The organism is Caulobacter sp. FV1ye13L (genome assembly GCF_058681155.1).
This window is the reverse complement of sequence record NZ_CM178732.1, coordinates 3,456,155-3,469,867: the sequence shown is the minus strand read 5'-3', so window position 1 is coordinate 3,469,867 and position 13,713 is coordinate 3,456,155. Positions and strand designations below refer to the sequence as shown.

The window sequence follows — 13,713 nt, the reverse complement described above, 5'->3', positions numbered from 1 at the left end:
TGCCTCGGGATAGGGCTTGTCGTTGCAAGCCTCGTTGCAGATTGGCCTTACCGACAAAAATGTCAATAGCGAATTCTGATTGCCGCACCCGGCACCGCCGTTCGCCCGAGGCGTCGCGCGCCAACATCCTGGCCGCCGCCGAGGCGATCCTGCTGGCTTCCGGACCGCAGGATCTCAAGCTGGCCGAGGTGGCCAAGGGCGCCGGCGTGGCCAACGCCACCGTGCTGCACCATTTCGGCTCGATTGACGGCGTTCAGACCGCCCTGATGGAGCGGATGATCCGGCAGCTGGTCGACGATGTTCTGTCCATCACCGTGGCGGAGGGGCAGGGCGCGGCCTTTGCCGGCGCAGGCATGCTAGCCCTGTTCGACGCCTTTGAGGCCCAGGGCGCGGCGCGCTTGGCCGCCTGGCTGGCGCTGACCGGCGAGGCGGCCCGCATGACCGGCGTCCGGGGCGCGGTTCAGGAGGTGATCGATGCGCGCATCAGCCATATCGAAGGCGTCTCGGCCGAGGTGATGGGCGACTTCATCCTGGGCTGCGTCACCTACGCCCTGGGAGTGGGTCTGTTCGGCGCGCCGCTGGGCGAGCTGCTGGGTAAGCCGCCGGGCCGGGCGCGGGAAGTGGCCCTGGGCATTCTGCAGGCGCGACTGGACGCGGCGGCGCGCGGCGCCTAGAGGGCCGCCAGCACCACCCGCATCAGCGGCGCCAGACGGATCTCGCCCGGCGCGGCGACGTCGATCCACGCCAACTCCTCGATCTCGGCGCGCACCCCGATCTCGCCCTCGACCCTGGCCAGATAGGTGGCCGCGCGAACGCGATGGTCCGGCTCATTGGCGGCCGGCGCCTCGAACCGTCCCAGCAGCGTGGCCTCGACCAGCCGGCACCCCAGTTCCTCGTCGAGTTCGCGGGCCAAGGCCGTCAGATCATCCTCGCCCGGCTCGCGCTTGCCGCCGGGCTTCATGAAGATCGCCGTGCCGCGCTTGCGGACCACCAGCATCCGGCCGTCCGCATCACGGATGACGGCGGTGACGATGTCGATGGTCGGCTGGGTCATGGACCCAGCCTTAGCAAGCGCGGAGATGGCTGTCCTCAGCCGCCGATCGCAGCCAGCACATGCTCGACCAGCAGCTTGTCGGAAATCCCGTGAGAGTTTCGGACGTTGTAGTTGGTGGTGGTGATCACCACCACCAGGTCGAGATCCTGGATGACGATCACCTTGTTGCCGCCACTGCCGTTCATCAGCCAGGCCTTGTGACCGGCAAAGGTCTGCAGCCACCAGAGATAGCCGTAGTCGGTCCCGGGTCTCGCCTCGGCGTGCGGCGTGATGGACGCCTTCACCCAGGCTTCGGGCAGGATCTGCTGGCCGTTCCAGCGCCCGCGATTGGCGTAGAGCTGTCCGAGTTTCAGCAGGTCGCGGCTGGTCAGGCCAAGGCCGCCGCCGCCCTGGGCCAGGCCGGTGGGGGAGTACTGCCACTCCGGCTTCTCGATGCCCAGCGGGCCAAACAGCGCCGCGTCGGCGAAGGCGGGCAGGGGCGTCTTCACCGCGCTCTGGACCACCGCGCCCAGCGTGGTGACCCCGGCGGTGCAGTAGCTGAAGCTGCGGCCATAGGGGGCGTCGGCGGGCTTTGGCATCCAGGCCGGGAAGCCCCGGATCGGCAGGTCGAGATAGAATTTCGGCCAGTCCTCGATCAGATACATGCGCTCCTCGTTGCCGCGCGAGAACTGGTTCTCGTCGTCGCATTCGAGCAGCGAGCTCATGGTCAGCAGATCCTCGACCGTGATCTTCGCCTTGCGCGGATCGGGGTTCTCGAGCGGCGACCGGTCCTTCAGATAGGGCAGGATCGGTGCCGTGACGCCGGGCAGCTTGCCGTGGGCGATCGCGGCCCCGGCCAGCATGCCGGTCACCGTCTTGGTGGCCGAGCGCGTGTTACGGCGGGCGTCGGCCCCGCCGTCATCATAGTAGGATTCAGAGACCAGCTTGCCGTGGCGGGCGATCAGGACGCTGGTGATCTGCTGGAAATCGCCCTTCCGGATCGCGGCCGACATGGCCTCCAGCCGGTCGGCGGAAAGACCCTCGGCGGCCGGTGGTGCGGTCGGCCAGTCCTTGTCGGCGGCGAGGACGGGAAGGGGCGCGGCCAGCAACAGGGCGGCGGCGATCAAAACAGGCTTCAAAACGGGTACTCCTACGCTTGAGCTCCCGGTTAGCTCGCTTCGCGCGCCTCGTCTTGGACAGCGGAAACATCTGGGCGGCGACGGCCGCAAAGCCGCGCGAACTCGCCGGGCGTCACGCCATAGGCGGCGCGGAATTGCCGGTTCAGATGGCTCTGATCGCAGAAGCCGGCCTGTAGGGCGATTTCGCCGATGCCGGAGCGACCGTGAATCAAAAGGTCGGCAGCCCGCTCCAGCCGGCGGGCGCGCAGTCGATCGCCGGGCGACCCGCCGATCCAGCGCTGATAGCCGCGCGCCAGATGAACGCGGTGGACGCCGGCGGCACGGGCGATGTCGGCGATGCCGATCGGCTGGTCGAAGCTGTCGGCGAGGAAGCTTTCGGCGGTGTCCAGCCAGGCCGGTCGCTTCTGGCTTTCGCGTCGCGCCGGGATCATGGCCTCGGCCGTCAGCGCCAGGGCGTGGGTCTCCAGGTCGATCCGCTCGATGTCGCGGGACAGCGCGGCGTGGGTCAGGCGCAGGGCGGCGCCGACCGCCCGGGGTGATCTCAGGCGCAGGGCGTCGACGGCGGCGCCCGACTGGCTGGTCAGATCGCGCCAGGCTTCGGCTTCGACACTGATCGCCATGAACCAGCCGTCCACACCCTCGAAGCGGTCGCGATGAACGACGCCTGGCGGGTTGAAGACCAGCACCGGCCCCTCGCTCTCGTCTCCGTGGGCAGTGGTTAGGTAGCGGCCGCGTGTGGCCAGCACGAAATGAGCGTCGTCGTGGCTGTGCTCGGCCACCTCTTCAGGCGGGGTGGTGGCGGCCAGATGCGCGACACGGGCGTCGGCCAACTGGTGCTCCACCGCGACAGCGCCATAGAACCGGCCCGGGCTGAAGGCGGGTCCGGGGCAGGTCACTAGCCCAGCTTCTCCGCCGCCCAGGGCGCGAAATAGCTGATGATCCCGGCCGCGCCGGCCCGCTTGAAGGCGGTCAGGCTTTCGAGGATGGCGCGCTCCTCGTCGATCCAGCCGTTCATGCCGGCGGCCTTGATCATCGCGTACTCGCCCGACACCTGGAAGGCGTAGGTGGGCATGCGGAACTCGTCGACCAGGCGGCGCAGGATGTCCAGATAGGGCATGCCCGGCTTGACCATGACCATGTCGGCGCCCTCGGCGATGTCGAGGGCGACCTCGCGGATGGCCTCCTCGGTGTTGGCCGGGTCCATCTGATAGGTCTTCTTGTCGCCCTGGCCGCCGGCCAGCTTGGCCGAGCCTATGGCGTCGCGGTAGGGGCCATAGAAGGCCGAGGCGTACTTGGCGGCGTAGGACATGATCAGCGTGTCCTGGAAGTTCGCGCCCTCCAGGGCGGCGCGCAGGGCGCCGATGCGGCCGTCCATCATGTCGGACGGGGCCAGGATGTCGGCCCCGGCCTCGGCCTGCATCAGGCCCTGTTCGATCAGGCGTTCGATGGTGGGATCGTTCAGGATCCGACCGCCCTCGACCACGCCGTCATGGCCGTGGTCGGTGAAGGGGTCCAGGGCCACGTCGCACATGATGCCGACCTCGGGGGCGGCGTCCTTCATGGCTTTGACGGCGCGGGGAATGACGCCGTTCGGATCGGCGGCGATCGAGCCGGTCGCGTCCTTCCGGGCCCCGTCGATGTGCGGGAAGATAGCGATGGCCGGGATGCCCAGGTCGCGGGCCCGAACGGCGGCCTTGGCGGCGTCCTTGACGCTCAGGCGCTCGACGCCCGGCATCGAAGCCACCGGGATCACGCCTTCGCCTTCGTGCACGATCATCGACCAGATCAGGTCGGAGGGGCGCACCTCGGTCTCGCGGATCAGGCGGCGGGTCCAGTCGGCCTGGCGAACGCGGCGCAGGCGGGTGGCGGGGTAGGGAGCGAGCGGGGGCGTGGTCATGGCCTAGGGTTTCGCGCGGTCGGGCGCGCGAGGCAAGGCGTTCCGATCCACAAATGGGCCGCTTAGGGCGTGACGGAGGACGCCATGACCGCCGCCGCGTCGACCCGGGTCCAGATCTGCGACTTGCAGATAATGCCGCCCAGGACGCAGCCCTTGGCGCGCAGGGTCTTGGCGTCCAGCACCTCGGCGGCGCCCGAGAAGGTCATGTTCAGGTCGGGCACGAAAACCCTGCCGCGCCAGGCGCCGTTCTTGTCGGGGGCGAAGTCGCGCAAAAGCCGCAGGCCGACCAGATTGACCGAGCCGCCCTTGCGCGCGTCCGCCTTGGCGCGTTCGCTGGCCCAGACCACGACGCCGCAGGCGGTTTCTCCGCAGTCCTTGATCTCGAGATGGACGCTGTTCTTGGGATTGCGCCAGACGCCATAGGTGCCCGTCGTGTCGGCCGCCTGAGCCGAAACCGGCGCCAGGCCAAGGATCGCCGAGACCGCAACAATGGCGAGTTTAACGATACGCATCTAGTCGACGCCTCCAGCGACCCACAGAGTTGGGGCCAGCTCGAGACATTAGCAAGTGGGCGCGCGTCCCACGTGACGTCACGACATGTAACAGCAGGTTTCGCCGGCGACGGTCAGATCGCAATAGCCCGACCGTCGCCGCGATGTCGGAGACTCAGGAATAGACGAAGCTGGCCTCGTCCAGATCGATGGCGGGCAGTGCGTCCTTTTCCGCCCAGTAGTCCTGGGTGTGGCGCCATTCGGGCTTGTCGCCGGCCTTGGGCAGCAGGTGCATGCCGCGCATCAGATAGCCCGGATTGAAGTTTTCCGGATCGATCCAGCCGGACAGGGGCATGTCCTTGTCCTGTGGCCGCAGGGCGACCTCGATCTGTTTTGCGCCCCTTTCGTCCATGTGGGCCAGCAGGCGGCAGACGAAGTCGGCGATCAGGTCGGCGCGCAGGGTCCAGCTGGCGCGGAAATAGCCGAACACCCAGACCATGTTGGGCACGCCGGTGAACATCATGCCGCGATAGGTGACGGTGTCGGCGAAGTTCAGGGGCTTGCCGTCGACGACGAAATCGATGTCGCCCAGGACGTTCAGGTTGAAGCCCGTGGCGGTGATGATGATGTCGGCGTCGAGGGTTTCACCCGACTTCAGCAACAGGCCTGTCGGGGTGAAGCGTTCGATCTCGTCGGTGACCACCGAGGCCTTGCCCGAGGCAATGCCCTGGAACAGGTCGCCGTCGGGGACGAAGGCGATCCGCTGGCGCCACGGGCGGTAGCGGGGGGTGAAGTGCTTGGCGATGTCGAAGTCTTCGCCCAGGAAGGCCTTTACCCCCTCCAGCAGTTCAGCCTTGACGGCATCGGGCTCGGCGATGGCGCGATGGGTGAACATCTCCTGGTCGAACAGGGCCTTGCGACGGACGATCTCGTGGATCCAGGTCTCGTCGATCTGCAGTTCGCGCAGGGTGTTGGCCAGATCGTTCTCGTTGCGCCCGGGCACGAAATAGGTCGGCGAACGCTGCAGCAGGGTAACGTGGTCGCAGTCCCCGGCGATGGCGGGCACCAGGGTCGCGGCGGTTGCGCCCGAGCCGATGACCACGACTTTCTTGCCCTTGTAGTCGAGGTCCTTGGGCCATTCCTGCGGATGGATGATCTGGCCCTTATAGTCGCTCATGCCGGGCCATTGTGGCGTGTAGCCCTGCAACTGGCGATAATAGCCCTGGCACATCCACAGGAAGTTGGTGGTGAAGCGCTGGGTCGCCCCGTCACTGCGGGTGACCTCCAGGGTCCATAGCTTGTCCTGGCTGGACCAGCTGGCGCGCGTGATCCTGTGGCCATAGCGGATGTGGCGGGCCAGATCGTTGTCCTCGATCACCTCGCCCATATATTTGAGGATCTCGGCGGCGCTGGCGATCGGAGGCCCGACCCAGGGCTTGAAGCGATAGCCGAAGGTGTAGAGGTCGCTGTCGGAGCGGATGCCGGGATAGGTATGGCTGCGCCAGGTACCCCCGAAATCGCCCAGGGCTTCCAGGACGACGAAGCGTGCGCCCGGACGCTGCTGGCGCAGATGGTAGGCCCCGCCGACCCCGGATATGCCGGCGCCGACGATGATCACGTCGAAATGTTCGGTCGATGACTGTTGCGGCGCTCTCTCGAGCGTGGAGGTGTCCGTCATGCGCGTCTTCCCTGGGCGGAGGACCCCTGAGGTCCGCCGCGTGCCCTCGCCAAAATTCACGCCTCTGCGGGCGCTTAACTGAACGCTGTAAACCTACAGGCTGCCGCGAGGTTTGATTGGGATCAAGCGACTTGTTTCGACAGGCGTGCGGGGCGCGAGGTCAGGATGCGCGTCGGGCTGGGCGGACCGTGGCGGTCAGGCGGCCGGAAAGATCAGCTGGAGGCCCGGCTGGCGTCGGCGGTGACGGTGTCGACCCGGGTCCAGATCTGCGACTTGCAGAGCATTTTCCCCAGCACGCAGCCCTTGGCGCGCAGGGTGCGGGCGTCAATGAACTCGGCGGTGCCCGACAGCGTCACCTTCAGGGTCGGCACGAAGACCTTGCCGCGCATGAAGCCGTTGCCGACGGGTTCGAAGTCGCGCAGCAGTTGCTGGCCGATCAGGGTGTCGTAGCCGCTCTTGCGGGCGTCGGCCTGGGCCTTTGGGCTGGCATAGACGACCACGCCGCAGGTGCTGGTCCCGCAGCTCTTGATCTCGACCCGGACATTGTCCTTGGGGTTGCGCCAGATGCCATAGCCCTCGCCGGCCGCATGGGCCGGGGCTGACGCAAGACCGACGAGCGCGGCGAGCGCGACAAAGAAAAGCTTGAGCTTACGCATGACGAAAAGGTGACGCCTCCAGAGGCCGTGATCTGCGGTCAAAGCGTCAGGTTATCAAGGGGGTGTGGCGTTTGCGGCGCTACACAAGGTGTAACAGTGGATTTCAGGTTACAATGCCCTCCGCCGGCTCGCTGGCCGGCGGAGGGCCCCGGTCCAGCCGCTGTCGTCGCGTCGCCGTTGACATCGCGGTCGCCGCGCGGCAGGTCCAGCGGCAATGAAAGTCGAGGGCGGTTCTGCCTCGCATGGGAGGATATCGCGCATGGATTTCGCACTCAGCGACGACCAGATCGCCATGCAGGACGCCGCGCGCGCCTTTGCCGAGGGACAGCTTGCCCCGCATTCGGCGGAATGGGACGAGAAGAGACACTTCCCGGTCGATGTTCTGCGCCAGGCCGCCGAACTGGGTTTCGCGGGCATCTACGTGCAGGACGACGTCGGCGGCACGGGCCTGAGCCGCCTGGACGCCTCGATCATTTTTGAAGCCCTGTCCTACGGCGACGTGTCCACTGCCGCCTATCTGACCATCCACAACATGGCCTCGTGGATGATCGACCGGTTCGGATCCGAGGATCTGCGCCAGCGCTATCTGCCGCGCCTGACGACCATGGAGCTGATCGCCAGCTACTGCCTGACCGAGCCGGGCTCCGGCTCTGACGCCGCCAACATGCGCACCAGCGCCAGGCTCGAGGGCGACCACTACGTCCTGAACGGCGGCAAGGCCTTCATCTCGGGCGGTGGTGTTTCAGACGTCTATGTGGTCATGGCCCGCACCGGCGGCGACGGCGCCAAGGGCGTTTCGGCCTTCGTGGTCGAGAAGGGGACGCCGGGTCTCAGCTTCGGCGCCAACGAGCGCAAGATGGGCTGGAACAGCCAGCCGACCGCCCAGGTGAACTTCGACGACTGCCGTGTGCCGGTCGCCAACCGCATCGGCCAGGACGGCGAGGGCTTCCGCTTCGCCATGATGGGTCTGGACGGCGGGCGCCTGAACATCGCCTCCTGCTCGCTGGGCGGGGCCCAGTTCGCTCTGGACACCGCCAAGGCCTATCTGGAAACCCGCAAGCAGTTCGGTCGCCCGCTGAAGGACTTCCAGGCCCTGCAGTTCAAGCTGGCCGACATGGCTACAGAGCTGGAAGCCGCCCGCCTGATGGTGCGCCGCGCCGCTCATGCGCTCGACAACAAGGACCCGCAGGCCACCAAGCTGTGCGCCATGGCCAAGCGCTTCGCCACCGACGCCGGCTTCCAGGTGGCCAATGACGCGTTGCAGTTGCACGGCGGCTACGGCTATCTGCAGGACTATCCGCTGGAGCGCATCGTCCGCGACCTGCGGGTGCACCAGATCCTGGAAGGCACCAACGAGATCATGCGCGTGATCATAGCGCGCGAGATGTTTCGGCAGTAGAGCCACGCCAGCCCTTCGCCGAACCGGGATTCCAACGTGATCTATCTCTGCCGCCACGGCCAGACCGAGTGGAACCGCGAACGCCGCCTGCAGGGGCAGACCGAAGCCGACCTGACGCCTCTGGGCCGCTTGCAGGCCGCGGCCATGGCCGACCTGCTGCAGGATCTGATCGCCTGCGACAAGTCAGCGGACTGGCGGATCGTCGCCAGCCCGCTCCGGCGGGCGCGCGATACGGCTCAGGCCATCGCTGACCGGCTTGGCCGGACGGTCGAGTTCGACGATCGGCTGATGGAACTGACGGTCGGCCAATGGGAGGGGCGCCTTTATGCCGATGTGCAGCGCGAAAATCCCGAGGCCTTCGACAGCCCCGAATGGTTTTTCACCGCGCCGGGCGGCGAGACCTATGAGCAGGTCATGGCGCGTGTCTCCGACTGGCTGGCCGAGCAGGCCGCCGAGCCCGAGCGGCGTCTGATCGTGGTGAGCCACGGCATCGCCGGTCGGTTGCTGCGCGGGGCCTATGCGGGCCTCTCGCGTGAAGCCACCCTGTTACAGGACGTGCCGCAGGACGCACTCTTCCGTCTGGTCGCCGGCCAGATCGACCGCCTGGACTGCGAACCCGTCGAGGAACCCGCATGCTGAACGATACGGCCGAAATCATTGTCCGCGTTCATAAAAACGTTGGTCGGATCACGCTCAACCGGCCCAAGGCTCTGCACGCCCTGACGCTGGGCATGTGCGAGACCATGATCGAGACCCTGCTGGAATGGCAGGCTGATCCCGAGATCGACATGGTCATGATCGACCATACTGGCGAGCGCGGCTTCTGCGCCGGCGGGGACATCCGGATGCTGGCGGAAAGCGGGGCAGGCGACGGCGTCGCGGCGCGCCAGTTCTTCCACACCGAGTACCGGCTCAACCACCTGCTCTTCACCTATGACCGTCCGGTTGTGGCGATCATGGACGGGGTGGTGATGGGCGGCGGCGTCGGCATCTCGATGCCGGCCCACTACCGGATCGCCACTGAACGCACGACCTTCGCCATGCCCGAGACCGGCATCGGCCTGTTCCCCGACGTCGGCGGCGGCTGGTACCTGCCGCGCCTGCCGGGCAAGGCGGGGCTGTGGCTGGCCCTGACCGGCGCGCGGATCAAGGGGGCGGACTGCCTGCGCCTGGGCATCGCCACCCACTTCGTCGAGTTCGGCGCGATCGAGGGCCTGAAGAAGGCGATCATCGCCGATCACCGCCGCGTCGACGAGATCCTGAAGATGTTCCGAGCCGACGCCGGCAAGGCCCCGCTGGCCAGCATCGAGCAGGACCTCAACCGCCTGTTCGTCGGCGGCAGCGTCGAGGAGATCTTCGAGTTCCTGGAAATGGACTCCAGCGACTGGGGCAAGGCCCAGCTGGCCGCTCTGAAGACCAAGTCGCCCCAGACCCTGAAGGTGGCCTTCCGGCAGCTGGCGCTGGGCGAGGCGGCCGAGGACTTCGCCGAGCACATGGCGATGGAGTACCGCATCGGCGCCCGGGTGGTTCAGAGGCACGATTTCATCGAGGGCGTCCGGGCGGTGATCATCGACAAGGACAATGCGCCCCAATGGTCGCCAGCCGCGCTGGACGGTGTGACCGAAGCGATGCTCGACGAGATTTTCGCGCCGCTCGCGCCGGAAGACGAATGGACGCCGCTGACGTAAGGGACGTCGTGCGCTAACCTGAGCGCAACAAGAACACTACCGGTCGGAAGGAATGCCATGCGTAAGCCGCTTCTCAGTCTCGTCGCCGTGCTCGGTCTCGCCGCGTGCGCCACGACGCCCATGGGACCGCCGCCTCCGCCTCCGCCGCCTTCGGGCCCTGTCGCTGTGGCTATTCCCGCCAATATCGCGGCCGCCATTTCCGATCCCGCCCGCCCGGCTGCCGACATGGTCCGCGACGCTGACCGCCTGCCGGGCGAGGTCCTGACCTTCGCCGGCGTCAAGACCGGCGCCAAGGTCGCCGACCTGATCCCGGGCGGCGGCTATTTCACCCGTATCTTCGCCAAGGCCGTGGGTCCCAAGGGCAAGGTCTACGCCTATGTGCCCGACGAACTGACCAAGCTGGCCAAGCGCGAGCCGGCGGTGAACGCCATCGCCCGCGACCCGGCCTACAAGAACGTGACGGTGCTGCTGAACACGCTGCCGAACTTCTCGGGCCCCGAGAAGCTGGATCTGGTGTTCACGGCCCAGAACTATCACGACATGCACAACAAGTTCATGGGGCCGGCCGATCTGGGCGCCGTGAACCGCGCCGTCTTCCGCTCGCTGAAGCCGGGCGGCGTCTATCTGGTCATCGACCATTCGGCCGAGGCGGGCTCGGGCCTGCGCGACACCGAAACCCTGCATCGCATCGATTCGGCGGCGGTGAGATCTGAAGTGACGGCTGCGGGCTTCGTCTTCGAGGGCGAGAGCAGGGTGCTGCGCGACCCGGCCGACAAGCGCACCGCCAGCGTTTTCGACCCGGCGATCCGCAGCAAGACCGACCAGTTCGTCTACAAGTTCCGCAAGCCCGCCAGCGCGCGATAGAGACGGGCCAATATCCGAGTTTCAACGATAAGAACCGCGCCCATGAGGCGCGGTTCGCATTTGGGAGCACCAGCATGAGCCGCATCGCCTTCATCGGTCTGGGCAACATGGGCGGCGGCATGGCCGCCAACCAGGCCCGGGCCCAGCACCAGGTCAGGGCGTTCGACCTGTCGCCGCAGGCGATCGAGCGGGCCGTAGCGGCGGGCTGCCATGCAGCGGGTTCGGTCGCCGAAGCCGTCGCCGATGCTGAGGTGGTGATCACCATGCTGCCGGCCGGATCTCATGTGCGCAGCGTCTATGGCGAGCAGATCCTGGCCCATGCGCCCAAGTCCGCCCTGTTGCTCGACTGCTCGACGATCGACGTCGAGAGCGCTCGGGCTGTGGCTGCCCAGGCCTCCGCCGCCGGCTTCCGCTTTGCCGACGCGCCCGTGTCGGGCGGGGTCATGGCCGCCGAGGCCGGGACCCTGGCCTTCATGGTCGGCTGCGACGCCGCCGATTTCGCTGCGGTCGAGGCAGCGCTGGCGCCGATGTCGCGCGTCACTATCCACGCCGGCGACCACGGGGCGGGGCAGGCGGCCAAGATCTGCAACAACATGCTGCTGGGCGTGTCGATGCTCGGAACCTGCGAGGCTTTCGCCCTGGCCGAGAAGCTGGGCCTGGCCGCTGACCGATTCTTCGAGATCGCCAGCAAGTCGTCGGGCCAGTGCTGGTCGGTCTCGACCTATTGCCCCGTGCCCGGTGTGGGTCCCGCCACGCCCGCCGACCGCCAGTACGAAGGCGGTTTCGCCACGGCGATGATGCTGAAAGATCTCAAGCTGGCCCAGGAAGCGGCCGCCAAGGCCGGCGCTTCGACGCCCATGGGCGCCCAGGCGGAGGCGCTATATGCGCTGTTCGACGCCAACGGTTTTGGCAGCAAGGATTTCTCGGCTGTGATCCAGATGCTGCGCGGCCGCCTCGCCGAACTTGACTGAGGCCAGCTTGACCTGGATCAATGTGACAAAAAGCCTATTTCCTAAGCGTAAGTAATCGTCCCTATGTGGACAGCGGCGGCCCGTGCGTGCGAAACGCGGGGTATCGAGAAGGGACCGGCGGTCCGGCGGTCTTGTCCGTCTGGCGGTCGAGTAAGAAGACCATGGACTATAAAACCGCGTTCCGCGCCGCGATCGGCCAGATCCGTGAAGAAGGCCGCTATCGGGTGTTTGCGGACCTGAAGCGACACCGCGGGGCGTTCCCCCGCGCGACCTGGACCGGTCCTGACGGTGGCGAGAGCGACGTCGTGGTCTGGTGCAGCAACGACTATCTGGGCCAGGGTCAGAACCCGGTGGTGCTGGACGCCATGCACGCCGCGATCGACCAGCACGGCTCGGGCTCGGGCGGCACCCGCAACATTTCCGGCACCAACCATCACCATGTCGAGCTGGAGGCGGAGCTTGCCGACCTGCACGGCAAGGATGCCGCGCTGCTGTTCACCTCGGGCTATGTCTCGAACGAAGCCAGCCTGAGCGTCCTCTACAAGATCCTGCCGGGCCTGATCATCTTCTCCGATGAACAGAACCACGCCTCGATGATCGCCGGCATCCGCAATGGCGGCGGCAAGCGTCACATCTTCCGCCACAACGATCTGGCCCACCTTGAAGAGCTGCTGGCGGCCGCGCCGGTCGACGCACCCAAGCTGGTGGCGTTCGAGAGCGTCTATTCGATGGATGGCGATATCGCCGATGTCGGCGCGACGGCAGCCCTGGCCAAGAAGTACGGCGCGATGACCTATCTCGACGAGGTCCACGCGGTCGGCATGTACGGCCAGCGCGGCGGCGGCGTCGCCGAGCGTGACGGCGTCATGGACCAGATCGACATCATCGAAGGCACCCTGGGCAAGGCCTTTGGCGTCATGGGTGGCTACATCACCGGTGATACCGAAGTGGTCGACGCCATCCGCCTGATGGCCTCGGGCTTCATCTTCACCACCTCGCTCCCGCCGGCCCTGACGGCCGGCGCCCTAGCCAGCGTCAAGTGGCTCAAGCAGCATCCCGAGGTGCGTGAAATGCACCAGGAACGCGCCCAGACCCTGAAGGCCATGTTCAAGGCCGCCGGTCTGCCGGTGATGGAAAACGACAGCCATATCGTGCCGGTGATGGTGGGCGACCCCAATCACACCAAGCTGATCAGCGACATGCTGCTGGCCGAGCACGGCGTCTATGTGCAGCCGATCAACTATCCGACGGTGCCGCGTGGCACCGAGCGCCTGCGCTTCACGCCGACGCCGTTCCACACCGACGACATGATGCGCAAGCTGGTCGGGGCGATGGAACAGCTATGGGCGCACTGCAATGTGGCTCGCATGGGCGGCTACGCCGCCTGATCGGGTCCGGCGGGGGGCTACAGCCCCCGCCGCACGCCCTTGCCCAGGCCTATCTGCTTGGCGAAGGCCGAACGCCTCGCCGCATAGGCGGGCGCCACCATGGGATAGTTGGCAGGAAGACCCCATTTGCGGCGGTATTCCTCGGGGCTCATATTGTAGTGAGAGCCAAGATAACGCTTGAGCATTTTCAGGCGTTTTCCGTCCTCCAGACAGACAATATAGTCGTGCTGGACAGAGCGAGAGACGGGAACGGCGGGCTTTGCCTTCTCGACCGCCCGCTGCGGCTGGTCGCCGTTCAGGGTCGAGAGCGCTCCGTAAACGGTGCGGATCAGCTCGGGAATGGTCGACTGAGCGACGGTGTTCTGCCCCACATAGGCGGCCACGATATCGGCGCTGAGCGCCAGAAGGTCGAGCGACTGTCCGTCGTTGAAGCCTGCAGCCCCGCTTTGCGCCGTCATCGGTGATCGCCTCTCGATTGCTACAGTCTTCGGGCTGAGGCGCACTCATCG

15 protein-coding genes are annotated in these 13,713 nt (G+C 66.8%); 7 read left to right on the top strand and 8 right to left on the bottom strand.

The genetic code is table 11. The annotated features are described in order from the left end of the window. Positions 1–59: 59 nt before the first annotated feature. Positions 60–674: a TetR family transcriptional regulator gene (locus tag ACW176_RS16880; protein WP_492057208.1), complete on the top strand. Its 615-nt coding sequence runs from the start codon at positions 60–62 to the stop codon at positions 672–674. Here the strand turns inward: ACW176_RS16880 and ACW176_RS16875 are convergent. From ACW176_RS16875 to ACW176_RS16845, 7 genes are all read right to left on the bottom strand, one after another. Then, positions 671–1,054: an NUDIX hydrolase gene (locus ACW176_RS16875; RefSeq protein ID WP_492109951.1), complete on the bottom strand. Its 384-nt coding sequence runs from the start codon at positions 1,052–1,054 to the stop codon at positions 671–673. The two genes, ACW176_RS16880 and ACW176_RS16875, sit on opposite strands and share 4 nt — an antisense overlap. 35 nt (positions 1,055–1,089) lie before the next feature. Then, entirely contained in the window at positions 1,090–2,172 is a 1,083-nt protein-coding gene (locus ACW176_RS16870) for a serine hydrolase domain-containing protein (RefSeq protein ID WP_492109950.1), read from the bottom strand. A 29-nt stretch (positions 2,173–2,201) separates the two neighbouring features. After that, positions 2,202–3,068, bottom strand: a complete 867-nt coding sequence (locus ACW176_RS16865; protein ID WP_492109949.1) for a helix-turn-helix transcriptional regulator — start codon at positions 3,066–3,068, stop codon at positions 2,202–2,204. Beyond that, complete coding sequence (gene hemB, locus ACW176_RS16860; RefSeq protein WP_492109948.1) at positions 3,068–4,069, bottom strand: porphobilinogen synthase; 1,002 nt, start codon at positions 4,067–4,069, stop codon at positions 3,068–3,070. Before hemB ends, ACW176_RS16865 begins: the two co-directional genes overlap by 1 nt. A gap of 62 nt (positions 4,070–4,131) precedes the next feature. Next, entirely contained in the window at positions 4,132–4,581 is a 450-nt protein-coding gene (locus ACW176_RS16855) for a DUF2147 domain-containing protein (protein ID WP_492109947.1), read from the bottom strand. A 154-nt stretch (positions 4,582–4,735) separates the two neighbouring features. Continuing rightward, on the bottom strand, positions 4,736–6,238 hold the full coding sequence (locus ACW176_RS16850) for a flavin-containing monooxygenase (protein WP_492109946.1): 1,503 nt from the start codon (positions 6,236–6,238) through the stop codon (positions 4,736–4,738). Positions 6,239–6,450: 212 nt separating this feature from the next. Further along, a complete protein-coding gene (locus tag ACW176_RS16845) occupies positions 6,451–6,894 on the bottom strand; it encodes a DUF2147 domain-containing protein (RefSeq protein ID WP_492109945.1) in 444 nt (147 codons plus the stop codon). A gap of 214 nt (positions 6,895–7,108) precedes the next feature. Here ACW176_RS16845 and ACW176_RS16840 point away from each other — a divergent pair, with 214 nt between their 5' ends. The 6 genes from ACW176_RS16840 (at position 7,109) to hemA (ending at position 13,204) form a co-directional block, all read left to right on the top strand. Further along, positions 7,109–8,293 (top strand): isobutyryl-CoA dehydrogenase, encoded by a 1,185-nt coding sequence (locus tag ACW176_RS16840; protein ID WP_492109944.1) that lies wholly within the window; start codon positions 7,109–7,111, stop codon positions 8,291–8,293. Between the two features lie 36 nt (positions 8,294–8,329). Further along, the gene (locus ACW176_RS16835; RefSeq protein WP_492109943.1) at positions 8,330–8,932 is read left to right on the top strand and encodes a histidine phosphatase family protein; all 603 of its coding nucleotides are present in this window, start codon (positions 8,330–8,332) and stop codon (positions 8,930–8,932) included. Next, positions 8,926–9,981 carry an enoyl-CoA hydratase/isomerase family protein gene (locus tag ACW176_RS16830; RefSeq protein WP_492109942.1) on the top strand — a complete coding sequence of 352 codons (1,056 nt, stop codon included), beginning with the start codon at positions 8,926–8,928 and terminating at the stop codon, positions 9,979–9,981. Before ACW176_RS16835 ends, ACW176_RS16830 begins: the two co-directional genes overlap by 7 nt. 57 nt (positions 9,982–10,038) lie before the next feature. After that, positions 10,039–10,845: a class I SAM-dependent methyltransferase gene (locus ACW176_RS16825; protein WP_492109941.1), complete on the top strand. Its 807-nt coding sequence runs from the start codon at positions 10,039–10,041 to the stop codon at positions 10,843–10,845. Further along, positions 10,842–11,816, top strand: a complete 975-nt coding sequence (gene mmsB / locus ACW176_RS16820; protein ID WP_492111954.1) for a 3-hydroxyisobutyrate dehydrogenase — start codon at positions 10,842–10,844, stop codon at positions 11,814–11,816. Before ACW176_RS16825 ends, mmsB begins: the two co-directional genes overlap by 4 nt. 161 nt (positions 11,817–11,977) lie before the next feature. Further along, the gene (gene hemA, locus ACW176_RS16815) at positions 11,978–13,204 is read left to right on the top strand and encodes a 5-aminolevulinate synthase (protein WP_492109940.1); all 1,227 of its coding nucleotides are present in this window, start codon (positions 11,978–11,980) and stop codon (positions 13,202–13,204) included. Between the two features lie 17 nt (positions 13,205–13,221). On the opposite strand, the gene ACW176_RS16810 is transcribed toward hemA, so the two are convergent. Beyond that, positions 13,222–13,662 (bottom strand): Ros/MucR family transcriptional regulator, encoded by a 441-nt coding sequence (locus ACW176_RS16810; RefSeq protein ID WP_419321357.1) that lies wholly within the window; start codon positions 13,660–13,662, stop codon positions 13,222–13,224. Positions 13,663–13,713 lie beyond the last annotated feature (51 nt).

Bases quoted from the DNA above. Each gene is read 5' to 3' on its own strand.
- ACW176_RS16880 (WP_492057208.1), top strand. From the start codon at position 60: ATGTCAATAGCGAATTCTGATTGCCGCACCCGGCACCGCCGTTCGCCC.
- ACW176_RS16875 (WP_492109951.1), bottom strand. From the start codon at position 1,054: ATGACCCAGCCGACCATCGACATCGTCACCGCCGTCATCCGTGATGCG.
- hemB (WP_492109948.1), bottom strand. From the start codon at position 4,069: ATGACCACGCCCCCGCTCGCTCCCTACCCCGCCACCCGCCTGCGCCGC.
- ACW176_RS16855 (WP_492109947.1), bottom strand. From the start codon at position 4,581: ATGCGTATCGTTAAACTCGCCATTGTTGCGGTCTCGGCGATCCTTGGC.
- ACW176_RS16850 (WP_492109946.1), bottom strand. From the start codon at position 6,238: ATGACGGACACCTCCACGCTCGAGAGAGCGCCGCAACAGTCATCGACC.
- ACW176_RS16845 (WP_492109945.1), bottom strand. From the start codon at position 6,894: ATGCGTAAGCTCAAGCTTTTCTTTGTCGCGCTCGCCGCGCTCGTCGGT.
- ACW176_RS16840 (WP_492109944.1), top strand. From the start codon at position 7,109: ATGAAAGTCGAGGGCGGTTCTGCCTCGCATGGGAGGATATCGCGCATG.
- ACW176_RS16830 (WP_492109942.1), top strand. From the start codon at position 8,926: ATGCTGAACGATACGGCCGAAATCATTGTCCGCGTTCATAAAAACGTT.
- ACW176_RS16825 (WP_492109941.1), top strand. From the start codon at position 10,039: ATGCGTAAGCCGCTTCTCAGTCTCGTCGCCGTGCTCGGTCTCGCCGCG.
- hemA (WP_492109940.1), top strand. From the start codon at position 11,978: ATGGACTATAAAACCGCGTTCCGCGCCGCGATCGGCCAGATCCGTGAA.
- ACW176_RS16810 (WP_419321357.1), bottom strand. From the start codon at position 13,662: ATGACGGCGCAAAGCGGGGCTGCAGGCTTCAACGACGGACAGTCGCTC.